The 23,830-nt window shown below is 71.4% G+C and carries 25 protein-coding genes; 9 read left to right on the top strand and 16 right to left on the bottom strand.

The window, feature by feature from the left end:
• Nucleotides 1-94: 94 nt before the first annotated feature.
• Both CLV43_RS03515 and CLV43_RS03520 read left to right on the top strand, forming a co-directional pair.
• Nucleotides 95-880 carry a TrmH family RNA methyltransferase gene (locus CLV43_RS03515; protein ID WP_106185454.1) on the top strand — a complete coding sequence of 262 codons (786 nt, stop codon included), beginning with the start codon at nt 95-97 and terminating at the stop codon, nt 878-880.
• Between the two features lie 59 nt (nt 881-939).
• Nucleotides 940-1,572: a DUF2537 domain-containing protein gene (locus tag CLV43_RS03520; RefSeq protein WP_106185455.1), complete on the top strand. Its 633-nt coding sequence runs from the start codon at nt 940-942 to the stop codon at nt 1,570-1,572.
• Between the two features lie 96 nt (nt 1,573-1,668).
• Here the strand turns inward: CLV43_RS03520 and CLV43_RS03525 are convergent, their stop codons facing one another.
• The 3 genes from CLV43_RS03525 to CLV43_RS03535 all read right to left on the bottom strand — a co-directional run bounded on the left by CLV43_RS03525 (nt 1,669) and on the right by CLV43_RS03535 (nt 6,088).
• The gene (locus CLV43_RS03525) at nt 1,669-1,926 is read right to left on the bottom strand and encodes a hypothetical protein (protein ID WP_245886098.1); all 258 of its coding nucleotides are present in this window, start codon (nt 1,924-1,926) and stop codon (nt 1,669-1,671) included.
• A 551-nt stretch (nt 1,927-2,477) separates the two neighbouring features.
• The gene (locus CLV43_RS03530; protein ID WP_106185457.1) at nt 2,478-4,322 is read right to left on the bottom strand and encodes an ABC transporter ATP-binding protein; all 1,845 of its coding nucleotides are present in this window, start codon (nt 4,320-4,322) and stop codon (nt 2,478-2,480) included.
• On the bottom strand, nt 4,319-6,088 hold the full coding sequence (locus CLV43_RS03535; protein WP_245886099.1) for an ABC transporter ATP-binding protein: 1,770 nt from the start codon (nt 6,086-6,088) through the stop codon (nt 4,319-4,321). The genes CLV43_RS03530 and CLV43_RS03535 overlap by 4 nt, the downstream gene beginning before the upstream one ends.
• A gap of 115 nt (nt 6,089-6,203) precedes the next feature.
• Here CLV43_RS03535 and CLV43_RS03540 point away from each other — a divergent pair, with 115 nt between their 5' ends.
• Entirely contained in the window at nt 6,204-6,434 is a 231-nt protein-coding gene (locus CLV43_RS03540) for a hypothetical protein (protein WP_146174628.1), read from the top strand.
• A 442-nt stretch (nt 6,435-6,876) separates the two neighbouring features.
• Here the strand turns inward: CLV43_RS03540 and CLV43_RS03545 are convergent, their stop codons facing one another.
• The 5 genes from CLV43_RS03545 to CLV43_RS03565 form a co-directional block, all read right to left on the bottom strand.
• The gene (locus tag CLV43_RS03545) at nt 6,877-7,320 is read right to left on the bottom strand and encodes a hypothetical protein (RefSeq protein ID WP_146174629.1); all 444 of its coding nucleotides are present in this window, start codon (nt 7,318-7,320) and stop codon (nt 6,877-6,879) included.
• On the bottom strand, nt 7,313-7,690 hold the full coding sequence (locus CLV43_RS03550) for a hypothetical protein (protein WP_106185460.1): 378 nt from the start codon (nt 7,688-7,690) through the stop codon (nt 7,313-7,315). Before CLV43_RS03550 ends, CLV43_RS03545 begins: the two co-directional genes overlap by 8 nt.
• Nucleotides 7,691-7,805: 115 nt before the next feature.
• Entirely contained in the window at nt 7,806-8,693 is an 888-nt protein-coding gene (gene sepH, locus CLV43_RS03555; RefSeq protein WP_106185461.1) for a septation protein SepH, read from the bottom strand.
• A 96-nt stretch (nt 8,694-8,789) separates the two neighbouring features.
• Nucleotides 8,790-9,965 carry a sensor histidine kinase gene (locus CLV43_RS03560; protein WP_106185462.1) on the bottom strand — a complete coding sequence of 392 codons (1,176 nt, stop codon included), beginning with the start codon at nt 9,963-9,965 and terminating at the stop codon, nt 8,790-8,792.
• Entirely contained in the window at nt 9,962-10,621 is a 660-nt protein-coding gene (locus CLV43_RS03565) for a response regulator transcription factor (RefSeq protein WP_106185463.1), read from the bottom strand. The genes CLV43_RS03560 and CLV43_RS03565 overlap by 4 nt, the downstream gene beginning before the upstream one ends.
• A gap of 145 nt (nt 10,622-10,766) precedes the next feature.
• On the opposite strand from CLV43_RS03565, the gene CLV43_RS03570 reads away from it, so the two are divergent.
• The 4 genes from CLV43_RS03570 to CLV43_RS03585 all read left to right on the top strand — a co-directional run bounded on the left by CLV43_RS03570 (nt 10,767) and on the right by CLV43_RS03585 (nt 14,260).
• A complete protein-coding gene (locus CLV43_RS03570; RefSeq protein WP_106185464.1) occupies nt 10,767-11,330 on the top strand; it encodes a hypothetical protein in 564 nt (187 codons plus the stop codon).
• Nucleotides 11,323-12,402: a peptidoglycan-binding domain-containing protein gene (locus tag CLV43_RS03575; RefSeq protein ID WP_106185465.1), complete on the top strand. Its 1,080-nt coding sequence runs from the start codon at nt 11,323-11,325 to the stop codon at nt 12,400-12,402. The genes CLV43_RS03570 and CLV43_RS03575 overlap by 8 nt, the downstream gene beginning before the upstream one ends.
• Complete coding sequence (locus CLV43_RS03580; protein ID WP_106185466.1) at nt 12,399-13,079, top strand: ABC transporter ATP-binding protein; 681 nt, start codon at nt 12,399-12,401, stop codon at nt 13,077-13,079. Before CLV43_RS03575 ends, CLV43_RS03580 begins: the two co-directional genes overlap by 4 nt.
• A gap of 65 nt (nt 13,080-13,144) precedes the next feature.
• On the top strand, nt 13,145-14,260 hold the full coding sequence (locus CLV43_RS03585; protein WP_245886177.1) for an ABC transporter permease: 1,116 nt from the start codon (nt 13,145-13,147) through the stop codon (nt 14,258-14,260).
• A gap of 412 nt (nt 14,261-14,672) precedes the next feature.
• On the opposite strand, the gene serC is transcribed toward CLV43_RS03585, so the two are convergent.
• The 7 genes from serC to CLV43_RS03620 all read right to left on the bottom strand — a co-directional run bounded on the left by serC (nt 14,673) and on the right by CLV43_RS03620 (nt 21,008).
• On the bottom strand, nt 14,673-15,809 hold the full coding sequence (gene serC / locus CLV43_RS03590; protein ID WP_106185467.1) for a phosphoserine transaminase: 1,137 nt from the start codon (nt 15,807-15,809) through the stop codon (nt 14,673-14,675).
• A gap of 114 nt (nt 15,810-15,923) precedes the next feature.
• Nucleotides 15,924-16,541 (bottom strand): response regulator, encoded by a 618-nt coding sequence (locus CLV43_RS03595; RefSeq protein WP_106185468.1) that lies wholly within the window; start codon nt 16,539-16,541, stop codon nt 15,924-15,926.
• The gene (locus CLV43_RS03600) at nt 16,538-17,650 is read right to left on the bottom strand and encodes a sensor histidine kinase (protein ID WP_106185469.1); all 1,113 of its coding nucleotides are present in this window, start codon (nt 17,648-17,650) and stop codon (nt 16,538-16,540) included. Before CLV43_RS03600 ends, CLV43_RS03595 begins: the two co-directional genes overlap by 4 nt.
• Entirely contained in the window at nt 17,647-18,435 is a 789-nt protein-coding gene (locus tag CLV43_RS03605) for an ABC transporter permease (protein WP_106185470.1), read from the bottom strand. Before CLV43_RS03605 ends, CLV43_RS03600 begins: the two co-directional genes overlap by 4 nt.
• Nucleotides 18,436-18,482: 47 nt before the next feature.
• Nucleotides 18,483-19,316, bottom strand: coding sequence for an ABC transporter ATP-binding protein (locus CLV43_RS03610; RefSeq protein WP_106185471.1), 834 nt, complete (start codon nt 19,314-19,316; stop codon nt 18,483-18,485).
• 94 nt (nt 19,317-19,410) lie between these two features.
• Nucleotides 19,411-20,382 carry an LLM class F420-dependent oxidoreductase gene (locus tag CLV43_RS03615; RefSeq protein WP_106185472.1) on the bottom strand — a complete coding sequence of 324 codons (972 nt, stop codon included), beginning with the start codon at nt 20,380-20,382 and terminating at the stop codon, nt 19,411-19,413.
• A complete protein-coding gene (locus CLV43_RS03620; RefSeq protein ID WP_106185473.1) occupies nt 20,379-21,008 on the bottom strand; it encodes an NADPH-dependent F420 reductase in 630 nt (209 codons plus the stop codon). Before CLV43_RS03620 ends, CLV43_RS03615 begins: the two co-directional genes overlap by 4 nt.
• A 373-nt stretch (nt 21,009-21,381) precedes the next feature.
• Here CLV43_RS03620 and CLV43_RS03625 point away from each other — a divergent pair, with 373 nt between their 5' ends.
• On the top strand, nt 21,382-22,140 hold the full coding sequence (locus CLV43_RS03625) for a hypothetical protein (protein ID WP_106185474.1): 759 nt from the start codon (nt 21,382-21,384) through the stop codon (nt 22,138-22,140).
• A gap of 55 nt (nt 22,141-22,195) precedes the next feature.
• Here CLV43_RS03625 and CLV43_RS03630 read toward each other — a convergent pair whose 3' ends face one another.
• Nucleotides 22,196-23,308 carry a citrate synthase 2 gene (locus tag CLV43_RS03630; protein ID WP_211304242.1) on the bottom strand — a complete coding sequence of 371 codons (1,113 nt, stop codon included), beginning with the start codon at nt 23,306-23,308 and terminating at the stop codon, nt 22,196-22,198.
• A 213-nt stretch (nt 23,309-23,521) separates the two neighbouring features.
• Between CLV43_RS03630 and CLV43_RS03635 the strand changes: the two genes are divergently transcribed.
• Nucleotides 23,522-23,824 (top strand): urease subunit gamma, encoded by a 303-nt coding sequence (locus CLV43_RS03635; RefSeq protein WP_106185476.1) that lies wholly within the window; start codon nt 23,522-23,524, stop codon nt 23,822-23,824.
• The last annotated feature ends 6 nt before the right edge of the window (nt 23,825-23,830 follow it).

Below are 23,830 nucleotides of genomic sequence, written 5' to 3' on the forward strand. Positions count from 1 at the left end.
ACAAGGAGCGAGGAACTGCTGGTTGGGGGCTTGCCCGTTGAGCCCTCTGGACTACGAGCGGTGCTCACATGGCGGGAGGTGCGAGACTTCCGGGGTGGCTGAGGTGATCGAGATCGCAGACTCGGACGACCCGCGCGTGGACGACTTCCGGGACCTGTCCACCGCCGATCGCCGACCGGACCGGCCGGGTGGCCGGGGGCTGGTGATCGCGGAGGGCGTGGTGGTGGTCGAACGGCTGCTCGCGTCGCCGTTCCCGGTGCGCGGGTTCCTCGGCGTGCGCAGGCGCGTCGAGGCGTTGGGAGACCTTCCTGCCCCCGCCTACGTGGCGTCGGCCGAGGTGATGGCGGAGGTCGTCGGATTCCACCTCAACCGCGGTGTGCTCGCCGCCGCCGACCGGGCCGTGCAGCCGTCGGCCGCCGACATCGCCGACGGCGCGAAGCGGCTCGCGGTGCTGGAAGGCGTGGGGGACCACGAGAACCTCGGGTCGATCTTCCGCAACGCCGCCGCGCTGGGCGTCGACGGCGTGCTCCTCGGGCCGGGGTGCAGCGACCCGCTGTACCGGCGCAGCGTCCGGGTGTCGATGGGGCACGTCCTGCGGGTGCCGTTCGCCTCCCTCGACTCGTGGCCGGGTGGGCTGGACATGCTGCGCGCCAAGGGTTTCCGGGTCGTCGCCCTCACCCCGCGGGCGGGTTCGGTCTGCTTGGCGGACGCCGGTCTGCGGGGTTCGCGGGTGGCCGTGCTGCTCGGTTCGGAGGGGCCGGGGCTGACCGAGGAGGCCATCTCGTCGGCCGACGTCGCCGTCCGCATCCCCATGGCGGACGGCGTCGACTCGCTCAACGTGGCGACCGCCGCGGCCGTGGTGTTCTACGCGATCGCCTGAAACACCATTCGGCACGCTACGTTCATCCCCGGAAACGGTGACCGTGGGAGGGAACGTTCGTGGAGTTGCGTGTCCAGGCCGGCCGCGCCGTGCTGGCGGGTGAGAGCGAGGCGGGCGAGCTGGAGGTGGATCCGCACACCCTTCCTCTCGGTGCGGGTCTCGCCGACGCGTTGCACGAGTGGGCCAAGGTCGCCGAGGCCGTGCTGCGCACCAACGCCCCCGCCGACGGCGCCGCGGGCGCCCTCGTGACCAGGCGCGGCCGCCAGCTCGCGGGCAGGCTGGCCGCCGACATGGGTGTCCAGGTCGCCTTCGCCGACCCCGTCACCGGCGAACGCCACCTCGTCGACGCCTCCCAGTCCGGCGTCCGCCCCCGCATCCCCATCAAGCCCACCCAACCCGACCTTGTCCCGGAACCGGACGAGCCCGCCGAACCCACCCCGTGGGGCACCGGCCTGACCGTCAGCGTGTTCAGCGGCTCCGTCGTCGCCTTCATGGTCGTCACGCTCTCCCTCGGCCTCGGCGAGACCAACCGCTGGCTGGCCCTCATCGCCAACGTCCTGGTCGTCGGCGGCATCGCCCCTTCCGTCTGGCTGGCCCGCAAGGTCCTCGTCTGGCGCTGGGTCGCCTACGGCGTCACCACCGGCGTCGTCCTCGCCTGGATCGCCCTCATCCTCACCCTGCTGGAACCCTGACCTCCTCCGACCAGTCGTCGTCCAGCCACCCTCCACCCAGCGCTCAACAGCACCGGAATCCCCCCCCCCGTGCGTGCAGCGGCAGCGGAGGAAGGCTTACTCGTCCGGGATCAACTCACCGACCGTGACGCGGAAGTGGAAGGTGGAAGCGCGACCTTCGACGATGACGAGGTAGGAGTTCTCATTGGTGCGCAAGACCTTCCTGGCCTTCTCGGACCAGGGGTAAGCCGGCGCGTAGTGCCGGGCCAACCGCATGGCCTCCGCCTGGGCCGCCGACAGATCGCCCGCAGGGTTGGCTTGGGACATCGTCCACTCACGACCATCCCCCATGCCACGGTTCTCCTCGATGGCCACCCACCAGTTCCCGTTCTCCATGGCCGTAGGACGCCCACCACCCAGAAGAGGTTCCGACACAAGCCGAGCCAAGCCACCCCACGCCTCCACGTTGGGCGAAGCCCGCCAGCGCGCATCCGGCGCGGAGCGCCTGGGGCCTCGTCGGCGTCAGCCGATGCCCTGTCGGGCGAAGCCCGATGCCTTGTCCAACGGCGCAGCCGAGGATGCCTTGTCGGGCGCAGCCCGATGCCTTGTCCAACGGCGCAGCCGAGGATGCCCATGTCGGGCGCAGCCCGATGCCTTGTCCGACGCGCAGCGAGGATGCCCTGTCGGGCGCAGCCCGATGCTGGCGAAGCCAGACCTACCCCTGCCCCCGATACACAGCGCCCTCCTGCCCTACCCCCGTTTGTCAAGACAGCTTTATCGTCTTGACAAACGGGGGTAGGGCATTGAGACAATCGCGCGCCGGGGGCCGGGCTTCGCGCGGTCGAGCACAACACCACCGAGAGCCGGGCTCCGCTCTTTCCCTCAACCCAAGATCAACCCAAGATCAACCCAAGATCAACCCAAGATCAAGCCAACGACTCCGTCCAAGCATTGTGCAAAGCCGCGAACCGCCCATCATCCCCGATCAAAGCCTCAGGCGTCCCGTCCTCCACAACCCTCCCCCCGTCGATCACCAGCACCCGGTCCGCGATCATCACCGTCGACAGCCGGTGCGCGATGATGAACGCCGTCCGATCCGCCAGCACCGTCTCCAGCGCCGCCTGCACAGCCCTTTCCGTGGGCACGTCCAGGCTGGATGTCGCCTCGTCCAGCACCAGCACCGCCGGGTCCGCCAGGAACGCGCGGGCGAACGCGATCATCTGCCGCTGCCCGGCCGACAACCGTCCTCCGCGCTTGCGGACGTCCGTGTCGTACCCCTGGGGCAACGCCGCGATGAACTCGTGCGCCCCCACCCCCGCGGCCGCGGCTTCCACCTCGGCACGGGAAGCGCCGGGCTTGGCCAGTGCGATGTTGTCCGCCACGGATCCCGCGAACAGGAAGTTCTCCTGCGTCACCATCACCACGGCCCGGCGCAGGTCCGCGTCGGAGACCTCGCGCAGGTCCACGTCGTCCAGCAGGACCGCCCCGCCGCTCGGGTCGTAGAACCGCGCCACCAGCTTCGCCAACGTCGTCTTCCCGGCCCCGGTGGCCCCCACCAGCGCGACCGTCTGCCCCGCGGGCACGTGCAGGTCGAACGAGGGCAGCACCAGGGAGGTCTCCGCCGAGTACCGGAACTCCACCCCGTCGAACCGGACGTCGCCCCGCGCGTGCGCCAACGGGGCGGGCCGCTCGGGCTCCGGCACCGAGGGCTTCTCCTCCAGCACGCCCGAGATCTTCTCCAACGCCGCCTGCGCCGCCGAGTACGCGTTCGTGAACATCGCGATCTCGTCGAACGGGTCGTAGAACCTGCGCAGGTACAGCGTGAACGCCGCCAGCGCGCCCACCTCCAGGTGCCCGGTGGCCACCCGCCAGGCTCCCAGCGCGATCACGACCGCCAGCGACACGTTGCCGATCAGCCGCACGAGGGCCGTGAACGCCGCCATCACCCGGAACGCGTCGGTGTTCGCGTCGCGGAACCGGCCGTTCAGCTCGCCGATGATCTTCTCGTTGCGGCCCTCCCGGCGGAACGCCTGGACCGCGCGGATGCCGTTCATCGTCTCGACGAACTGCACGATGATCTTCGCGATGGCCCCGCGGGTGCCCCGGTACGCGGTCGTGGAGCGCCGCCGGAACCACCGCACCAGCAGCATCAGCGGCACGAACCCGAACAGCACGACCAGCGCCAGCGGCACGTCGAGGTAGAGCAGCACGACGGAGATGCCGACGACCGACAGCAACGACGTCAGCAGCCCGTCGAGGCCTTCCTCCAGCAGGTCCTGCAACGCGTCCACGTCGCTGGTCAGCCGCGCGATCACCTTGCCGGAGGTGTACTTCTCGTGGAAGCCGATCGACAGCGTCTGCACGTGCCGGAACACCCGGACGCGCAGGTCGAGCAGCAGGTCCTGGCCGACCCGGCCGGTGAGCCGGACGAACGAGTACCGCATGACCGTCGCCAGCAGCCCGGTGGCCGCGTACCCGCCGACGCACCAGGCCAGCACCGCCGGGTCGCCGCCCACGGCCGCGGGAACACCGCGGTCGATGGCGGCGGCGATGATCAGCGGCCCGGCGAGGTTCGCCAGGTTCTCCAGCACGACGATAGCCAGCGCCAGCGCCGCCGGGAGGGCGTGCGGGCGCAGCAGCGACCCGAGCAGCTTGCGCGACCGGGTCTGCAGCTTCAGGCCCGTGCTGTAGTCGAGCTCCTCGATGTCCTCGGCGGCGACGCCGCGCCACTCCTCCTCGGAGTCGACAACCGCCGTGGTGTCCGTGCTCATCGCGCCGCCACCTCCTCTTCCTCCTCCATCGTGGACAGCAGCCTGCGGTACTCGGCGTTCTCCGCCAGCAGCTCCCGGTGTGTCCCGGTCGCCGCGATCCGGCCGTCGACGAGCATCGCGACCCGGTCCGCCAGCTGCACCGTGCTCGGCCGGTGCGCGACGACCAGCGCCGTCACGCCGTGCAGCACGCGCCGCAGCGCACCCTCCACCTCGGCCTCGGTGTGGACGTCCAACGCGGACAGCGGGTCGTCCAGCACCAGCACCGCGGGGTGGCCGACGACCGCGCGGGCCAGCGCGAGCCGCTGCCGCTGACCGCCGGACAGGGACATGCCCTGCTCGCCGATCCGCGTCTCCAGACCCCACGGCAGCGCCTCGACGAACTCCTCCGCCCTGGCCACCCGCAGCGCCTCGCGGACCCTGGAGTCGTCCACGTCCGCGCTGCCCAGCGCCACGTTCTCCCGCACGCTCGCGGAGAACAGCACCGGCTCCTCGAACGCGGCGCCGATGGTGCCCCGCAGCACGTCCAGGCGCAGGTCGCGCACGTCGACGCCGTCGATCGTCACCCGGCCCGACGTCACGTCGTACAGCCTGGGCACGAGCGCGGTCAGCGTCGTCTTGCCCGACCCGGTGGACCCGACCAGCGCGACCGTCTCGCCAGGCCGCAGATCGAGGTCGATGCCGCGCAGCACCTCGCGGTCCGCGCCCGGATAGGCGAACCGCACGTCCTCGAACCGCACGTGCCCGACCACCGGTGTGGTCAGCGGCACCGGCGACTCGGGGTCGGTGATCGTGACCGGCGCGTCGAGCACCTCGAAGATGCGCTCGGTCGCCGCCGACGTCTGGTTCGTCTCGGCCAGCAGCCAGCCGATCGAGTCGACCGGCCAGCGCAGGTAGGCGCTCACCGCGATGGCGGCCACCAGGGTGCCGATCGTCGTCGTGCCGTCGGCGATGCCGATCGTGCCGATCGCGAGCTGCCCCGCGATGCCCAGCTCGGGCAGCACGATCAGCACCGCCCAGAGCAGCGCGAAGATCCTGAACTTGGCCATCTCGGTGTTGCGCAGCTCACGGGCCTCGGCGGCGAACCGCCTGCTCAGCTCCGGACCGCGACCGAACGCCTTGAGCACCCGGATCCCGAGCACGGACTCCTCGACCCTGGTGGTCAGGTCACCCGCCTGGTCCTGCGCCCGCCTGGCCACGACCTTGAACCTCGACTCGAACAGGTACGACATCAGCACCAGCGGCAACGTGTAGCAGAGCGCCACGATCCCGAGCGCGGGCGCCAACCAGAACAACACCCCGATGCCGACCACGACGATCGAGGTGTTCACCACCAGGAAGATCACCGCGAACGCCACCCAGCGGCGCACCGTGCCGACGTCCGTGGACGCCCGCGACAACAGCTGGCCGGACTGGTAGCGGTCGTGGAACGACACCGGCAGCCGCTGCAGCTTCCGGTAGATGTCCGCGCGCAAGTGCGCCTCGACCGCGGCCGCGGGCCGGGCGATCAGCCTGCGCCGCGTGTAGAACAGAGCCGCCTCGGTGCACCCGAGCACACCGACGAGCAGCACGAGCCAAGGAAGCGCCGCCAGATCGCGGTGGGCGATCGGCCCGTCCACGATCCGTTGGGTGATGAGCGGAATGCCGAGGCCGCACAGCATGGCCCCGAAGGTGGCCGACATGCTGAGCAGCAGAGGTGTGCGGACAGGTTTGATGTACGGCCACAGCCTGCGCAAGGCGGCGGCCGTGGAAGTACTTTGGTCCTTCACGAGGTAGGTCCCCCTCCGATCCACCCCTGACAGTACGAAGGTGGACCGACACTCGGCATCCGGTTTTTCCCCGAACCGACTGTGCAAGCTCGACCAAGCTGGAGGTCAAGCGGTGATGACGAGGGTTGACGAGGTCCGGTACCTGAGGACCGAGGCGAGCATGGCGTTCCCGAAGGGGAGGCTGCTGGCGTTGCGGGGGGAGACGCTGCACGTGCTGGCGCCGGACGGGTGGGACCGGGTGGGGAGGACGGCGGCGGGGGCGCGGTCGATCAGTCGGGGGGAGGCTGAGGAGTGGTGTGCGGTGGAGGGGTGGGATGTGGGGTTGTTGGATGTGGTGCCGGGGTAGGGGGTGGGTGGTTTTCGCCGTGTGAGCTTGGCTTTCGGCCCTGTTGCTGTGTGGAGCTCGGCTCCTGGCCCTCTCACCCCTGAAGTCCAGCCCTGTCCTCCCACCGTGCGAAGCCCGGCCCCCGGCGCGCGATTGTCTCAATGCCCGATCTTCGTTGTCAAGACGATGAAGCTGTCTTGACAACGAAGATCGGGCAGGAGGGCGCTGTGGATCGGGGGCAGAGGGGAAGTCTGGCTTCGCCAGCATCAGGCTTCGCCTGACTCAAGCATCGGACTTCGTCCGACAAGGCATCCTCGGCTTCGCCGTTGGACGAGGCATCCGCGCTTCGCGTCGGACAGGGCATCCTTGCTGCGCTGCGGACAAGGCCACTGGCGCTCCGCGCCGGATGGGGGTGGCCGACTTCGTCGAATTTGGTGGGCGTTGGTGGGTGGTTTGGTAGCTGCTAAGAGGTTTTCTTCGCGCGGTACTTGACCATGGCGGGGGTGGAGATGAGGCCGGCCAGGCCGTAGCTGGCGGCTGCCAGTAGGGCTTGCACGGTCCACTTGCCTGCTAGCCAGGAGAGTTCGTCGGGGAGTTTGAGGACCTGTGCGACGCCCATGATGATGGGGCCCAGGAGGATGATGGGCCAGACCGGGCGGACTTTGAGGAGCCAGAGGATCGGGCCGGCGAGCATGACGCTGACCAGCAGGGCGATGGGGAGGCCGACGACCAGGAGCAGGAGGAACTGGCCGAGGTTGGTGCTGTCGATCATGGCGCGGAGCTTCTCGGACTGGAACGCGGCTACCCACGCTAGGAGTAGGGCGGCGCCGACTGCTGCGGACACCACGACTCGGAGCAGCACCTTGAGGGCGAGCCCGTTCGAGGTGGGACGAGGGGTGTCAGTCACGGGCTGCAGTCTTCTGGACGGAGTGGGTGCCTGTCACTGCTGCGCCGATGGCGAATCCGAGAGCGGCGGTAACGATCGTGCCCGCGGGGATGGCGACCCAGACGGTGAGGACCAGGAAGACCGCTGCCAGGAGCACGCCGATGACGGCGGCGGGGGCGGGGCGGGTGAGGTCGAGGGCGCGGAAGGCGAGCCAGGCGAGGAGGCCGCCGAGGACGACCGCCACGGGCATGGAGATGACGCCGACGCCGAGGCAGTCGAAGTCGTCCGTCGAGCAGACCGCGCCTGACGCGATGAGCTCCCGCGCGCCCCACCAGAGAGCGCCGAGCACCGCTCCGGTGCCCGCGCCTATCAAGATCCTTCGGCCGTCCATGACCGTCGGTTCCCCGTTGGTGGCGGTGGGTAAACCCCTTGGGTTCGGGAACGCGCAAACGACTGCGGCCCACCACGGGGATGCCGTGGTGGGCCGCAGCCGTCGGAAGAACTGCCTACCCCCTGTGGGACCGGACGCCCAGCAGGACGTCCTCCCACGAGGGCACGATGGGATGCGTCTTCTTCCCGCGCTTCGGCGGCTCCTTGCGTGCGGGAGCCTCCGCGGCGACGGCGGCCGGTTCGGCCACCGGTGCCTCCGGCTCAGCCGTGGGCTGTTCCGGGACCTGGGGTGCCGGGGCCGGGGGCTCCTCCTTGGCGAGGATCTCCGTCTCCGGCTCCACCTCGGGAGCGCGGGTCGTGGTCTGGGCTTCGAGGGCCTGGCGGGCCAGCTGCGTGACCGGGCGAACGGTGCGCAGCGTCCGGTTGGGGTTGGGGTCCATGAGGTCCACGGCCGCCTCGTCCAGCGCGGTCACGGTGCCACCGTGCGCTCCGGGGTGGAACGCCCAGTGCGCGATGTTGTCCGAACGGCCGGCGGTCCAGTGCATCTGCACGACCCACTTGCCGTCCTCACCGCGCCACGAGTCCCAGCCGACGTCGGTGTAGTCCTGGCCGCGCAGCCCGAAGGAGTGCGCCACGACCTCGCCGAGCGTCTGCACGTCCGGGCCGTCCTCGCGCACGGGGTGCGCGCGCTGGGCCAGGTCGGCGGTGCGGGAGCGCTCCAGCAGGACCGGGTAGGCGTACCGCTCGACGCGGTGGCTCGGCAGCCCGGAGGCGGCCGCGACCTGCTCGACCGACTCGCCCGCGCGGATGCGGGCCTGGATCTCCCGCGGCCGCATCTGGCTCTCGACCTCGATCTGGATCTGGCCGAGGCGGGTCAGGTCGCCGCGCGCGGCGGCGCGGAGGCGCTCATCGGCCGGAAGCAGAAAGCGCTCGCCGCCGGACGGGTCCTCGCAGATGACGGACTTGCCGTCCTCGTCGAGCCCGATGACTCGCAGCGCTCGCATCCTGGCCTCCCCTATTCAGCTCCACCTCGCCAAGCAAAGACGTTAAACCGGCGTGCCTCCTTGACGACGGAGACTCGCCGTGCCCATGTGTCTACTTCACCCGATCTTGCCGTACATCGGCCCAGGACGCACGTCCGTTACCGGAAGGTTTACCTGGAGGACCAGTCCGCCACCTTCGTGCGGCCGCGCGCTGACGGACCCGTGGTGGGCTGCGGCTATGGACCGGACGAGGGAGAGGCCCAGACCGGTGCCGGTGCTCGCGAGCCGTTCGGTGCGCAGCCTGCGGAACGGTTCGAAGAGCCCCGGCACGAGTTCGGCGGGGATCGGCTCGCCGGTGTTGACGACCTTGAGCGCGGGCTCGCCGCCCACGTCCACCCGCACCGAACCGCCCGGCCTGTTGTAGAGCACGGCGTTGCGGACCAGGTTCGTGACCAGGTGCGACAGCAGCACGGGGTCGCCGACGACGACCCTCGACCTGGACGACCTGGTGATCTTCACGTCGCGTTCGGCAGCCAGGTCCGAGCAGGACTCCACGGCGTCCTCGACGACCTCGTGCAGCCGCACCGGCACCCGGCTGCTCAGCCCCCGGTCGCTGCGGGCGAGCAGCAGCAGGCCGTCGATCAGCTTCTCGCTGCGCTCGTTCGTGTCGAGCAGGTGCTTGCCGAGCCTGGCCAGGTCGGGGCTCGCGTCCGGGGCGCCCATCGCGACCTCGATCAGCGTCCGCTGCACCGCCAGCGGCGTGCGCAGCTCGTGCGAGGCGTTCGCGACGAACCGCTTCTGGCTGTCGAACGCCCCCGCGAGCCGGTCCAGCATGCCGTCGAACGTGTCGGCGAGGTCCTTCAGCTCGTCGTCGGGGCCGTCGTGGTTGATCCGCCGGTTCATGTTGTCGGCCTCGAGCTGGTGCGCGGTCCTGGTGATCGAGTGCAGCGGTTCGAGCACCCGGCTCGCCATCAGCCAGCCCAGCCCGACCGCCAGGACGACCGTGATCACCAGCGCGATGATCGACTGGAGCAGCAGCGTCCCCAGCACCGAGTCGCGGTAGTCCTGCACGGTCGTCTCGATCGTCTGGGCCACCTCGGTCCGCCCGGACTGGACGGGGATCTCCTCGTAGGCGGGCAGGGCCTTCGCCGCCGCGATGGCGGTGCCCGCCTGCGGCAGCGTGGCCGCCACCAGGACGTAGTTGGTGACCAGCAGCGCGGTCCCCGCGAGCAGGAACAGGCCCCCGTACCAGGCGGTGAGCCGGGTCCGCACGGACAGCCGCAGCGCCGTCACGACGTGAACCGGTAGCCGGCGCCGGGCACCGTCTCGATCACCTGGGGCGCGCCGAGCTTGCGCCGCAGCGTCACCATCGCCACCCGGACCGCGTTGGTGAACGGGTCGGCGTGCTCGTCCCACGCCTTCTCCAGCAGCACCTCCGGGCTGACCACCGCCCCCTCGGCGCGCATCAGGACCTCCAGCACGGCGAACTCCTTGGGGGACAGCGCGACGAACCGGCCGTCGCGGGACACCTGGTGGCGCGGCAGGTCGAGCACGACGCCCGCGCGTTGCAGCACCGGCGGCAGCGCCGGGCGGGCCCGCCGGGCCAGCGCCTGCACGCGCGCGACCAGCTCGGCGAACGCGAACGGCTTGGTCAGGTAGTCGTCGGCGCCGACGCCGAGGCCCGCGACCCGGTCGTCCACCTCGGCGGCCGCGGTGAGCATGAGCACGCGCGCCTCGCCGCCCGCCGCCACCACGGCCGCGCACACCTCGTCGCCGTGCACGACCGGCAGGTCGCGGTCCAGCACCACCACGTCGTAGTCGTGCACGCCGACGCGCTCCAGCGCGGCCCCTCCGTCGTAGCAGACGTCGACGGCCATGGAGAGCCTGCGCAGCCCCTCGGCGATCGAGTCCGCGAGCAGACGTTCGTCCTCGACCACCAGCACGCGCATGCGACCCAGTGTCGCCGAAGGGGGCATAAGCGCCGGATAAGGCACTTCGCTTAACGCCCCGAGATCGCCGCCTCCGTAGAAATCCAACCGCGGCGGGGCCGAAGTCGGGGACGGTCCCGCCGACCACACCACTCTGGAGGAGCGCATGAAGGCGAAGTTGGCCGCTGGCCTGCTGGTACCGGTGCTGTTCGCGCTGGTCACCGGTTGCGGTGCGAAGGACGACGGCGGGGGCGGGGTGGCGTCGGTGAAGTCCGGCGCGCCCACGTCGAGCAGCAGCGACAAGCCGAAGGGGGCGAGCCTCGACCCGGCGGACATGGACAAGATGCGCGAGTTCGCGAAGTGCATGCGCGACAACGGCGTGAACATGCCCGACCCGCAGGAGGGCGGCGGTGTCATCGCGCTCGGCTCGGCGGACGCCGAGAGCGTCGACGCGGACAAGATGAAGAAGGCCGACGAGGCCTGCCGGAAGCTCCTGCCCAACGGCGGCGAGTTCAAGGAGCCGAGCCAGGAGGAGAAGGACAAGATGCGCGAGCAGGCCAAGTGCCTGCGCGAGCACGGCATCGACATGCCCGACCCCGACGCCGAGAGCAGCGGCAAGGGACAGGCGATCCCGCTGGACGACACGGCGAAGCTCCAGGAGGCCATGAAGGCCTGCGGCATGGGCGACGGCGGGATGGTCGCGCTTCCGGCGGTGCCCGCCAATGGCTGAGCAGGAGGAGGGGCTGACCGCGCCGCGGCGGCGCAGGAGGGGGCGCTGGCTGGTCGTCGCACTGGTCGTCGTGGCTGTGCTGGGGACCGGGTCGGTGGTCGTGCTGACCAGGGTCGCGGCGAACGCCTCCAACGCGACTCCGCCGCGGGCCGAGCCGCCGGACACCACCGCGGTCCGCAAGGGCGACCTCGCCGACCAGCAGACCGTCACCGGCTCGCTCGCCTACGGGACCGAGTGGTCCCTGCAGGGGCGCAAGCAGGGCACGGTCACCGGGCTGTCGGAGGCCGGGTCGGTCGTCGAGCGCGGCCAGAACGTGTACTCCGTGGACGCCAAGCAGGTCCCGCTGTTCTACGGCCACCTGCCGCTCTACCGCGACCTGCAGACCGACATGAGCAGCGGCCCGGACGTGAAGATCGTCGAGGAGAACCTGAAGGAGCTGGGTTTCGACGACTTCGGCGAGCCGGACGAGAAGTTCACGTTCTGGACGGCGACCGCGATCAAGAAGTGGCAGAAGGCGCTCGGCGTCGAGCAGACGGGTGTCCTGGCCGTCGGCGACGTCGTCGTGCAGGCGGGTCCGGTCCGGATCTCGTCGGTGAGCGCCCAGCTCGGCGCGCCCGGCGCCGGGGACCTGATGAAGGTCACCGGCACCCAGCGCGTGGTCACCGTGGACCTGGAGTCCTCGAAGCTGCGCCTGGCCAAGGTCGGCGAGAAGGTCGGGCTCACGATCACCGGCGGTGGCACCACCACCGGCACGATCGCGTCGCTCGGCAAGGCGGTCGAGGGGCAGGACGGCAAGGCCAAGACGCCCGTCACGATCACCCTGGACGACCAGGCCGCGGCGGGGACGCTGGACTCGGTGTCGGTGTCGGTCGTGTTCACCGCGGGCAAGAAGCAGGGCGTGCTGATCGTGCCGGTCGGCGCCCTGCTGGCGCTGGCCGAGGGCGGTTACGCCGTCGAGACCGCCGACGACCGCAAGCTCGTCCCCGTGACGACCGGGCTGTTCGCCAAGGGCGAGGTCGAGGTCAGCGGGGACGGCCTCACCGAGGGCCTGAAGGTGGTGACCACGTCGTGATGCCGGTCCTGGACATGCGCCGGGTCAGCCGCACCTACCCCGGTGGCGTCCAGGCGCTGCGCGAGGTGTCGCTGAGCGTCCGCGACGGCGAGATGCTGGCCATCGTCGGGCCGTCCGGGTCGGGCAAGTCCACGTTGCTGCAGCTGATGGGCACGCTGGACCGGCCGACCACCGGGCACGTCCTGGTGCGCGGCCACGACGTCGCCATGCTGCCGGACCGCAAGCTGTCGGCGTTGCGGTCGCGCTGGATCGGGTTCGTGTTCCAGCAGTTCTTCCTCACCGAGGGGCTGCCCGCCGTCGACAACGTGGCCTCGGGCCTGCTCTACGCCGGTGTGCCGCACCGCAAGCGGCGGCCGATGGCGATGGCCGCGCTGGAACGCGTCGGCCTGTCGCACCGGGCGTGGCACCTGCCCAGCGAGATGTCCGGCGGTGAGCGCCAGCGCGTCGCCATCGCCCGCGCCGTGGTCAACCGGCCCGCCATCCTGCTGGCCGACGAGCCGACCGGGAACCTGGACAGCCGCAACGGCGTCGGGGTGCTCGACCTGCTCGGCGAGCTCAACGCGGACGGCACGACGATCGTGATCATCACGCACGACCGGGAGATCGCCGCGCACGCCCCGCGCCGGATCGAGGTGCTGGACGGCCTGCTCCAGCTCGACACGGGGGTGATGGTGTGACGGTCACGCTGCCGCCACCCACCCGCCTCGGCCCCCGCGACGTCGGACGCCTCGGCGCGCATGGGATGCGCACCAAGCCGATGCGCGCCGTGCTGTCCGCGCTGGGCATCGCGATCGGCATCGCCGCCGTCGTCGCGGTGATCGGCATCCCGGCGTCGAGCGCGAAGGCGCTGAGCGACCAGCTCGCCACGCTGGGCACGAACCTGCTGCGCGCCGAACCCGGCCAGACCTTCGGCGGCCAGGACGCGAAACTGCCGAAGACGGCGGTCGGGATGGCCAAGCGGATCGGTCCGGTGACGTCCGCGAGCGGCATCGGCAAGACCGGGAAGTCGGTGCGGCGCAACGACCACGTCGACGAGAACGAGACCTCCGGCCTCGGCGTCTTCGCCGCGACACCGGACTTGCTGGACGTGCTCGGCGGGCACGTCCGCGACGGCCGCTTCGTCGACTCCTCACCGTTCCCGGCGGTCGTCCTCGGCTCGGTCGCCGCCACCCGCCTCGGCATCACCGGCACCGGCGGCCAGGTCTGGATCGACGGCCAGTGGTTCACCGTCGTCGGCATCCTGGACCCGATGCCGCTGGCCCCGGAGATCGAGCGCTCCGTGCTCGTCGGCTGGGAGACCGCCACCGAACGGCTCGCCTTCGACGGCCACCCCAGCACCGTCTACGTCCGCGCGAAGGACACCGCCGTCGAGGCTGTGCGAAACGTCCTCGGCCCCACCCTCAACCCCCAGCAACCCAACGAGGTCCGAGTCGCCCGCCCGTCCGACGCACTGGCCGCCAAACAACTCACCGAAACCGCCTACAGCGGCCTCTTCCTGGGTCTGGGCGGCGTCGCCCTGCTGGTCGGCGGCGTCGGCGTAGCCAACACCATGGTCATCTCCGTACTGGAACGCCGCCGCGAAATCGGCCTCCGCCGCGCCCTCGGCGCCACCCGCCGCCAGGTCCGCGGCCAATTCCTCGCCGAATCAGTCCTCCTCTCCGGCCTAGGCGGCCTGGTCGGCGTCCTGATCGGAGTAGCCGTCACCGCCGGCTACTCCGCCAGCCAGAACTGGCCCGCCGAAATCCCCCTACCGGCAGTACTCGGCGGCGTCGCGATCTCCATGCTGGTAGGCGCCATCGCAGGCGCCTACCCAGCCATGCGCGCAGCCAGACTGTCCCCCACAGAAGCACTGGCATAAAAAGAAAGCAGAACGAACAAAAAGAAGAAGGGCCCCAGCACACCCGCCGGGGCCCTTCCACATCCAACAAAAGACGAGCCCAACCCCCACCCCGTTGGGCGAAGCCCGCCAGCGCGCATCCGGCGCGGAGCGCCCGGGGCCTTGTCGGCGCCAGCCGATGCCTTGTCCGACGCGCAGCGAGGATGCTTTGTCCGACGGCGGAGCCGAGGATGCCTGGTCAGGCGCAGCCTGATGCTGGCGAAGCCAGACTTCCCCTCTGCCCCCGATCCACAGCGCCCTCCTGCCCGATCTTCGTTGTCAAGATGGCTTTATCGTCTTGACAACGAAGATCGGGCATTGAGACAATCGCGCGCCGGGGGCTGGGCTTCGCGCAGGGGTGAGAGGGCCGGGAGCCACCAGCACCCCGACAACCTCACCCCAACTGCGACACAACCCACTCGATCGCCTTCGTCAACGTGGTCACGTCATCCGGCTCGATAGCCGAGAACATAGCCACCCGCAGCTGGTTCTTCCCCAACTTCCGGTACGGCTCCACGTCCACGATCCCGTTGGCCCGCAACACCTTCGCGACCACCGCCGCGTCCACCTCGTCCGTGAAGTCGATCGTCCCGACCACGTTCGACCGGTGGTCCGGGTTCTCCACGTACGGCGTCGTGTACGCCGTCTTCTCGGCCCAGGTGTACAGCCGCCGCGCCGAGTCCGCGGTGCGCTCGGCCGCCCACGACAGGCCGCCGTTGCCGTTGATCCAGTCGATCTGGTTGGCCAGCAGGAAGAGCGTCGTCAGCGACGGCGTGTTGTAGGTCTGCTCCTTGGTGGAGTTGTCCAGTGCCGTCGGCAGCGACAGGAACTCCGGCACCCAGCGGCCGGTGGCGGCGATCTCGCCGATCCGCTCCAGCGCGGCGGGGCTCATCAGGGCGATCCACAGGCCGCCGTCGGAGGCGAAGTTCTTCTGGGGCGCGAAGTAGTAGACGTCCGTTTCGGACACGTCGACGGCGAGGCCGCCCGCGGCGGAGGTCGCGTCGATGGCGATCAGCGCGCCGTCGGAGCCCGCGGGGCGCGCGACCGGGGTGACGACTCCGGTCGAGGTCTCGTTCTGCGCCCAGCCGACGAGGTCCGAGCCCTCTTCGTAGAAGATCTCCGGCGCGGTGCCCGGCTCGGCCTTGGTGATGTGCGACGGGCCGATGAACGGGGCCTCGTCGGTGACCTTCGCGAACTTCGAGGAGAACTCGCCGTTCGTGAAGTGCTGCGCCTTCTCGCGGACCAGGCCGAACGCGGCCGCGTCCCAGAACGCCGTGGTGCCGCCGTTGCCGAGCACGACCTCGTAGCCCTCGGGCAGCGAGAACAGCTCGCGCAGCCCGGAGCGGACCTGGCCGACGAGCGACTTGACCGGCTTCTGGCGGTGGGACGTGCCGAGCAGCGCGGCGCCTTCGGTCACCAGGGCCTGGAGGGCCTCGGGGCGGACCTTGGACGGGCCGCAGCCGAACCGGCCGTCGGACGGCTTCAGGTCGGCGGGCACGATCAACGTGGTCGGATCGGCGGTCTGGGTCATGTCGACGCCTCCGGGGGCGGGTTCAGGGGACTGCCTGACCGGCGCCGTTGCCGGGAGCACAAGTGTTGCAGCCGGGTGGCCGGGACGTGACATCCGGGTGTCCGCGGTCACTCGTCAGAGAACACCCTGCTCCATCGCCGTGGTGACCGCCGCTGTGCGGTCGGACACACCGAGCTTGCCGAACACGCGCAGCAGGTGGGTTTTGACCGTGGCCTCGCCGATGAACAGCTCGCGGCCGATCTCCGCGTTGGACAGACCCCGTCCGACCAGCCGCAACACCTCGACCTCGCGCGCGGACAGCGCCGGTCGCGCCGGGGTGCGGACCCGGCCGACGAGCTTGCCGACCACGGAGGGTGCCAGCACGGTCTCGCCGCGTGCCGCGCCGCGGATCGCGGTGACCAGTTCGTCCCTCGTGGAGTCCTTCAGCAGGTACCCGGCGGCGCCCGCCTCGACCGCGCGCAGGATGTCGGTGTCCGTTTCGTACGTGGTCAGCACGACCACGCGACTCCGGGATCCCGAAGCGACGATCCGCGCGGTCGCCGACGCCCCGTCCAGTCCGGGCATCCGCAGGTCCATCAGCACCACGTCCGGCGGGTCGTTCGCGACGAACTCGACGGCCTCCGCGCCCGAGGACACCTCGCCGACCACGGTCAGGTCGTCCTCGGCCTCGAGCATCCCGCGCAGGCCCTGGCGGACGACCGGGTGGTCGTCGGCCAGCAGCACCCGGATCACCGCGGCACCCGCACGGTCAGCGTGGTGCCGTCCGACCCGGACACGTCCAGCGCGCCCCCGACCTGCTCGGCGCGCGCCCGCATCCCGCGCAGCCCGAACCCCTCCGCGCTGTCCCCGAGCCCCTGCCCGTCGTCGTGCACCGACAGCCGCACCACGTCCTCCTCGTACGCCAACTCGACCTCCACCGCGTTCGCGCGGGCGTGCTTGCGCACGTTGTGGAACGCCTCCTGCGCCGCCCGCAGCAGCACCACCTCGACCGACGTCGGCAGGGGCGCGGGCTCGCCGGTCGTGCGGTGCCGCACCTCGACGCCCGCCTCCTCGCCCAGCCGGTCGGCCTGCCTGCCGATCGCCTCGACCAGCGTCGACCCGCTCAGCGCCGTGGGCGCCAGCGCGGCCACCAGGGCGCGCGCCTCGACCAGGTTCTCCCGTGCCGTCCGCAGCGCCAGGTCCAGCAGCTTGGGAGCGCCCGCCGGGTTGCCCTGCGCGGCCTGCACGAGGGTGACGATGCTGGTGAACCCCTGAGCCAGCGTGTCGTGGATCTCGCCGGACAGCCGTTCCCGCTCGGCCGCGACCCCGGCCTCGTGCGACAGCCGTTCGTTGAGGGCCTGCGTGCGGCGCAGCTCCTCGACGAGCTGCGCCTGCTCGCGGGTCTTGTCCAGGATCGTGGTGATCGCCCAGGCGAACATCTGCGACAGCACGGCGATCAGCGCGACGATCGGCAGGTAGTCCTGCACCCAGTCGGCCTCGCCGAACGACCGGACCCACGGCACCAGCGAGAACACCACCGCGGGGACGAGCGCCATCCACAGCGGCAGCGCCATGTAGACCTGCACCATCAGCGCGAACAGCAGGTACGCCGAGGCGTTCGTCAGCCACACCGCCGTCGAGAACAGGACGAACATCACCGACAGGTAGGCGGCTCCCCGGCCGGGCCGGTGCTCGTGCCGCCAGGACGTCGCGTCCGGCCCGAACCAGTGCTGCCAGGCGGCGCACGCCACCCCCAGGCCGACCGCCCCGAGCCGGTGGGCGATCGGGGCGGTGTCGATCAGGATCATGACCGCGGCGACCACGTAGGCCATCGCGGCCATCCGCCGCCACGGGTTGATCACTTGTTGGTCCACCGGAAGGTCGCCAGGCACAGGGCCAAGCCGACCACGCACCACGCCCCGAGCACCAGTGCCGTGAGGCCGTGCTCCCACGCGCCCGCCATCTCCAGCGCCGTGGCGCCGTCCGGCAGGAACACCGAGCGCATGCCCTGGCAGATCCACTTGAGCGGGAAGAACGACGCCACGCCCACCATCGCCGCGGGCAGCGCGACGATCGGGTTGATGAACACGCCGGAGATGAACTGGAGCCCGATGTAGGGCAGGTTCATCACGGCGGGAGCGCTGCGCGAGGACTTCGCCAGGCCGCTGGCCGCGATGCCGAGCAGCGAGCACGACACGACGCCGAGCGCGAACACCCAGGCGAACGTCAGCCAGCGCGCCGGGTCAGTCGGCAGCTCCACGTCGAACAGCAGGACGCCCACCGCCAGCAGCAGCGCGACCTCGGCCAGGCTGGCCACCGCGACCAGCACCAGCTTGCCGAGGAAGTAGGCCGCCGCGGGCATCGGCGTGCCGCGCAGCCGCTTCAGCGTCCCGTCCTCCCGGTCGGTCGCGACGCCCACGCCGAGGGTGATGAACGAGGTCGAGAGGATGCCCGCGCCGACCATGCTGGCCGTGAACAGCTGGCTCATGGACACGCCGGCGTCGACCATGTCCCCGCTGAACACGCTGCCCAGCAGCACCAGGATGAACGCGGGCAGCGAGAACGTGAAGACGACGGCTTCCTTGCGGCGGAAGAACTCCCGCAGCTCCAGCCGTCCGCGGGCGGCTCCGATGGCGACGGTGCTCATGCTCGTGCTCCGATCCGGTCGTGGACGGCGGGTGGTGGTCGGGGTGCTCACGCGCGTTCCCCGATCAGGTCGAGGTAGACGTCCTCGAGGGTCGGCCTGGCCACGGTCAGCTCGGCCAGCTCCTCGTGCCGGGACAGCTCGACGATCAGGTTCTGCGGGTCGGCGGTCCGCCGGACCTGCGGCCCGTCCGCCCCGACCCACCGCACGGTCGCCTCGGCCGTGGCCCGGCCGCCCAGCGTCTTCGGCGATCCCTCCGCCACGATCCGGCCGCCCGCGATCACCGCCACCCGGTCGGCCAGCGCCTCGGCCTCGTCCAGGTAGTGCGTGGTCAGCAGGATCGTCGTGCCCTCGCCCGCCAGCAGCCGGATCAGGCTCCAGAACTGCCGCCGCGCCTCCGGGTCGAACCCGGTCGTGGGCTCGTCCAGGAACACCAGCTCCGGCCGCCCGATGATCCCCAGCGCCACGTCCAGCCGCCGCCGCTGCCCACCCGAGAGCCGTCCGGCCCGCGCCCCCGCCTTCCCGGTCAGCCCGACGAGCTCGATCACCTCGTCGGGGTCGCGCGGGTCCGGGTAGTAGCCCGCGAAGTGCCGCACGGCCTCCCGCACCGTCAGCTCCGCCGCGTCCGTCGCCGACTGCAGCACGATCCCGATCCGCCCACGCCACGCCGCGGACGCCCTGCCGGGGTCCCCGCCCAGCACCTCCACCTCGCCCGCGTCCCGCTTCCGGTGCCCTTCGAGGATCTCCACGGTCGTGCTCTTGCCCGCCCCGTTGGGTCCCAGCAACGCGAACACCTCGCCCACCGCGATGTCGAGGTCCACCCCGTCCACCGCGGCCACTCCGCCGTAGGCCTTCCGCAGGCCCCGAACCCGTATCGCGCTCATGGCGAGAAGTCTGCCGATCGCGCCGCTGACCAGGGACGACCCGACGATGGACTCCCGGTGTCCACCGATCGGTGGACACCGGGAGCCCGCGGGCTCAGGCGCGCCCGGCCACCGCGCGCCCGGCGATGTCGCGCAGCCTGCCCGCGATGTCCAGCTGGGTCCGCAGGTCCTCCGCGCCCGGTACGTAGTTGAGGTCGAAGAAGACCTCGTCCACGCCCGCCGCGGCGAGCCGGTGGACGTCCGTGGCGATCTGGTCCCAGCTGCCGTTGACCAGCAGGCGGCCCTCCTCCGGCAGGTCCGACCCGTCCGCGGTGGGCTCGACGTTGGCGCGCACGACCGTGGGCAGCGGGCCGCGGCCGTGCGCCTCGGCCGCCGCCCGGACCGCGCCGATCATCCCGACCAGGCTGTCGACGTCGACCGCGGCGGCGGTGAAGCCGTCGGCGAGGCGCCCGACCCGGTCCAGCGCCTTCGGGCCGAAACCGCCCATCAGGACCGGCAGCGGGTCCTGCACGGGCTTGGGGCCGATGAACGACGCCGGGATCGTGTGGTGCGCGCCGGAGAACTCGACGGGGTCCGGACCCCAGACCGCCCGCAGCGCCCGGACCACCTCCTCGGCAGCCTCGCCGCGCCCGCGGAACGGCGTCCCGGCGGCCTCGTACTCGTCGACCGACCAGCCGAGCCCGACACCGGCCGTGACCCGCCCGTTCGACAGCTGGTCCAAGGTCGCGAGCCGTCGTCCCAGCAGCACCGGGTTGTAGAGGGGCAGGATGAGGACGCTGACTCCGAGCCGGATCCGCTCGGTGATGGCGGCCACGTAGGTCATGACGGTCAGGTGCTCGAACACCCGCTTGTAGGACGGGCTCAGCACGCCGTCGGGCCTGCCGGGATAGGGCGTCCTCGGGGCGACGGGGTAGAGCGTCCGGTCGAGGGTCCACAGGGAGTGCCAGCCGTCCCGCTCGGCGCGCAGCGCGAACTCCCGGATGTTCCCGGTGGTGGCCTGCTCGCCAACGTGCGGAAGGGCGAGCCCGTACTTCGTGGTCGCTCCCGCTCCTTCGGCGGCGCTCATCCGAGGACGCCGAGGGAGAAGGCGAAGTGGCCCAGGCCGTGCCTGCCGAGGCCCATCATCACGAGTGCGGTGTCCTCCAGGCGGCCCGCCATCGCCAGCGGTCCGGTGTCCAGCGGGCGCAGCCCGAGGCTCTCGACGAACGCCGACACGCTCGCCTTCGACGGCCCGTCGTCGCCCGCGATGAGCACGTCGAGCGGACGGCCCTCGGCGGGGTGGGCGGCCAGGACGGTGCCGAAGACGGTGTTGAACGCCTTCACGACGTGCGCGTCCGCGGGTGCCGCCTTCGCGATCTCCTCCGCGGCGGAGGTGCGGTCGTGGGTGAGGAGCCCGGCGAGGTCGGGGGCGAACGGGTTGGCGACGTCGACGAGGACCTTGCCGCTCAACGCGTCCCCGTACCGGGTGACGAGCGGCACGCCCGCGGCGTAGGGCACGGCGAGGACGACGACGTCACCCGCTGGCCGGGCGCCGAACGTCCCCGCCGTGGCGCCGTCGCCGAGCGCACGGGCGAGCTCGACGGCACGCGCGGCGTCGCGGCCGACGACCTCGACGGTGTTGCCGCCCGCCAGCGCGAGGGCCCCCAGGGCGCGGGCCATGGTCCCCACTCCGATGATGCTGATGGTGCTCATGCTGTGGTGCGCCTGCCTTCCGGGATCGGGACGGAGCGCTCGTCGGCGGTGGGTCGTGGCCTGCGCGTCCCGTCCTCCCGGTCAACGGCCGGGCGGAAACGGCTCTTCCCGTCGTGAAGTCGATAGCTGTACGGGCAGCCATCGATCTCGCTCATACCGGCGCCGGGCATCCCGGTGCCCGCCCACCGACCGGTTCGGGGGTGTCCGTGACTCGCTGTCAGAGGCAGGCCGGGACGGTCCGCGGCGGTGTCCACGTTCGGAGCACCGCCGGGTCTTCCGCGTCCCTCCGTGTCCGCGAGCGGCCGGAAATTAGCCCACCTGTGCATCGGCTCGTGCGGGACGATGGACGTTTCAACAGGTCAGGGGGCTGGCCGTGCACTACGTCCTCTTCGTCGTCAGCGCGCTGACGGGAATCGCGGGGTGTGCCCTGCTCAGGTGGAGCGCGTCGCGCAGACCGCCCGCCGCCCCCGTCGTCGCCCCGGAGCCCACCGCCGAACCGACCCCACCCCCACCCGCCGAGCGCTCCCTGTTCTCCAGACCGCTGCGCATCACCATCCTGGTCGAGCGCCCCGGCCACGAGCCCGAGGCGGGCGGGGTCGGCACGCTCACGCTGCCGACCGAGCCGCTGCTCGCGGTCGGCGACGACAAGCCGTCGAAGACGACCGACTACCTGGTCGAGGCGATCGAGGTGGAGGTCAACGACTTCTTCGACGGCTTCACCGCGGTCGCCCAGCGCGCGACCGGCGACGCCAGCGACTGCGACGTCGTCGTGCGCGGCGACGGCAGCCACGCCAGCAACAGCTCCCGCCGCGTGGTCACCAGGGCCACCATGCCCATCGCCGTCCTCATGGACCACGCCCCCGCCCTGGTCGACGAGTGCGCCCGCGCTCTGGCCGACCCGAGTCGCCGCCGCGGGTTCGAGGAGCAGGTCGCGGCGGCCGTGGCGGAGGGCGGCGTGCTCCGCTGGCTGGAACAGCACGAGCAGGCGCTGTCGGACCACGACGACGACCCGCAGGCCACCACCCCGAAGCCGCCGTGGGCCCCGGAACGCCCCAAGGGCCTGCCCGACCAGCGCAAGTGGCCGTTCGTGTTCGAACAGCAGAAGGTCGACGAACAAGCCCACCCGACCTGACCCCGGACACGACGGGGGCCCGGCACGGATGCCGGGCCCCCGTCGGGTCATCGGGTCACGCGATCGACGACCAGCCCTCCACGTCCTCCGGCCCGCGCGGCGCTGGACCGATGTACTTCGCGGACGGCCGGACGAGGCGGCCGGTGCGCTTCTGCTCCAGGATGTGGGCGGCCCACCCGGCCGTGCGGGCGCAGGTGAACATGGCGGGCATCATGTGCGGCGGCACCTGGGCGAAGTCGAGGATGACCGCCGCCCAGAACTCGACGTTGGTCTCGATGGCGCGGTCCTTGCGACGTTCGCGCAGCTCCGCCAGCGCGGCCTGCTCCAGCGCCGCGGCGGCCTCGTAGCGCTCGGCCCCGAGCGCCAGGCACGTCCGGCGCAGCACGCGGGCGCGCGGGTCCTCGGCGCGGTAGACGCGGTGGCCGAAGCCCATGAGGCGGTCGCCGCGGTCGAGGATGGCGGAGACCACCCCCTTGGGGTCACCGGTCCGCTCGACCTCGTCGATCATCGGCAGCACGCGGGCCGGGGCGCCGCCGTGCAGCGGGCCGGACATCGCGCCGATGGCACCGGACATGGCGGCCGCGACGTCGGCGCCGGTGGAGGCGATGACGCGGGCGGTGAACGTGGAGGCGTTGAGGCCGTGCTCGGCGGCGGAGACCCAGTAGGCGTCCAGCGCGCGGACGTGCGCGGGGTCGGGGTCGCCGCGCCAGCGGGTCAGGAAGCGCTCGGTGACGGTCTTGCACTCGTCGATGCGCGACTGCGGCACGGCGGGCCTGCCGATGCCGCGGGCGGACTGGGCCGCGTAGGACAGGGCCATGACGGAGGCGCGGGCGAGCTGTTCGCGGGCTACCTCCTCGCTGATGTCCAGCAGCGGCTGGTAGCCCCAGATGGGGGCGACCATGGCCAGCGCGGCCTGCACGTCGACCCGCACGTCACCGGTGTGCACCGGGATGGGGAACGACTCCGCCGGGGGCAGGCCGGGGCCGAAGCGGCCGTCGACCAGCAACGCCCAGACGTTGCCGAAGCTGACCTTGCCGACCAGGTCCTCGATGTCGACCCCGCGGTAGCGCAGAGCGCCGCCGTCGCGGTCCGGTTCGGCGATCTCGGTCCGGAAGGCGACGACGCCCTCCAGGCCAGGACGGAACCCGTCCTCGGCTTCCTGCACCACTTCGTGCACGCCTCCGTTCCTCCCCGTCCGCGCCCGACGTACGCGCGCGGTCCGGCAACACTGCTCCCCAGGTCACCGCCCTGGCAATCGCCCTGAGCGGTGTCGTGGGTCACGATCCAGACACCGATTCAGAACCGCCGTCGCCCGTTCGGGTTGGTTAACGCCCTGTTTCGCGCGAGCACCTCCGGCGGGTCAGGTGATAGACCATGTGCCATGCACCTCACGCCCCACGAGCGGGACAAGCTCCTCGTCCACGTGGCGGCCGACGTGGCCCGTCGGCGGCTCGAACGCGGTGTGCTGCTGAACTACCCGGAGTCGGTCGCGCTGATCACCGCGTTCGTCCTGGAGGGCGCCCGCGACGGCCGGACGGTCAGCGAGCTGATGACCAGCGGCCGCACCGTGCTCACCCGCGCCCAGGTGCAGACCGGCATCCCGGAGATGATCGAGTCCGTCCAGGTCGAGGCGACCTTCCCGGACGGCACCAAGCTCGTGACCGTGCACGACCCGATCAGCTGAGGGAGC

The sequence above is a fragment of the Umezawaea tangerina genome, from assembly GCF_003002815.1.
In the GTDB taxonomy this organism is placed as follows: domain Bacteria; phylum Actinomycetota; class Actinomycetes; order Mycobacteriales; family Pseudonocardiaceae; genus Umezawaea; species Umezawaea tangerina.

Coding starts and splice junctions, on each gene's coding strand:
- CLV43_RS03530 (WP_106185457.1), bottom strand. CDS start 4,322: ATGAGCACGGACACCACGGCGGTTGTCGACTCCGAGGAGGAGTGGCGC.
- CLV43_RS03540 (WP_146174628.1), top strand. CDS start 6,204: ATGACGAGGGTTGACGAGGTCCGGTACCTGAGGACCGAGGCGAGCATG.
- CLV43_RS03550 (WP_106185460.1), bottom strand. CDS start 7,690: ATGGACGGCCGAAGGATCTTGATAGGCGCGGGCACCGGAGCGGTGCTC.
- sepH (WP_106185461.1), bottom strand. CDS start 8,693: ATGCGAGCGCTGCGAGTCATCGGGCTCGACGAGGACGGCAAGTCCGTC.
- CLV43_RS03565 (WP_106185463.1), bottom strand. CDS start 10,621: ATGCGCGTGCTGGTGGTCGAGGACGAACGTCTGCTCGCGGACTCGATC.
- CLV43_RS03570 (WP_106185464.1), top strand. CDS start 10,767: ATGAAGGCGAAGTTGGCCGCTGGCCTGCTGGTACCGGTGCTGTTCGCG.
- CLV43_RS03575 (WP_106185465.1), top strand. CDS start 11,323: ATGGCTGAGCAGGAGGAGGGGCTGACCGCGCCGCGGCGGCGCAGGAGG.
- CLV43_RS03585 (WP_245886177.1), top strand. CDS start 13,145: ATGCGCACCAAGCCGATGCGCGCCGTGCTGTCCGCGCTGGGCATCGCG.
- serC (WP_106185467.1), bottom strand. CDS start 15,809: ATGACCCAGACCGCCGATCCGACCACGTTGATCGTGCCCGCCGACCTG.
- CLV43_RS03605 (WP_106185470.1), bottom strand. CDS start 18,435: ATGAGCACCGTCGCCATCGGAGCCGCCCGCGGACGGCTGGAGCTGCGG.
- CLV43_RS03610 (WP_106185471.1), bottom strand. CDS start 19,316: ATGAGCGCGATACGGGTTCGGGGCCTGCGGAAGGCCTACGGCGGAGTG.
- CLV43_RS03615 (WP_106185472.1), bottom strand. CDS start 20,382: ATGAGCGCCGCCGAAGGAGCGGGAGCGACCACGAAGTACGGGCTCGCC.
- CLV43_RS03620 (WP_106185473.1), bottom strand. CDS start 21,008: ATGAGCACCATCAGCATCATCGGAGTGGGGACCATGGCCCGCGCCCTG.
- CLV43_RS03635 (WP_106185476.1), top strand. CDS start 23,522: ATGCACCTCACGCCCCACGAGCGGGACAAGCTCCTCGTCCACGTGGCG.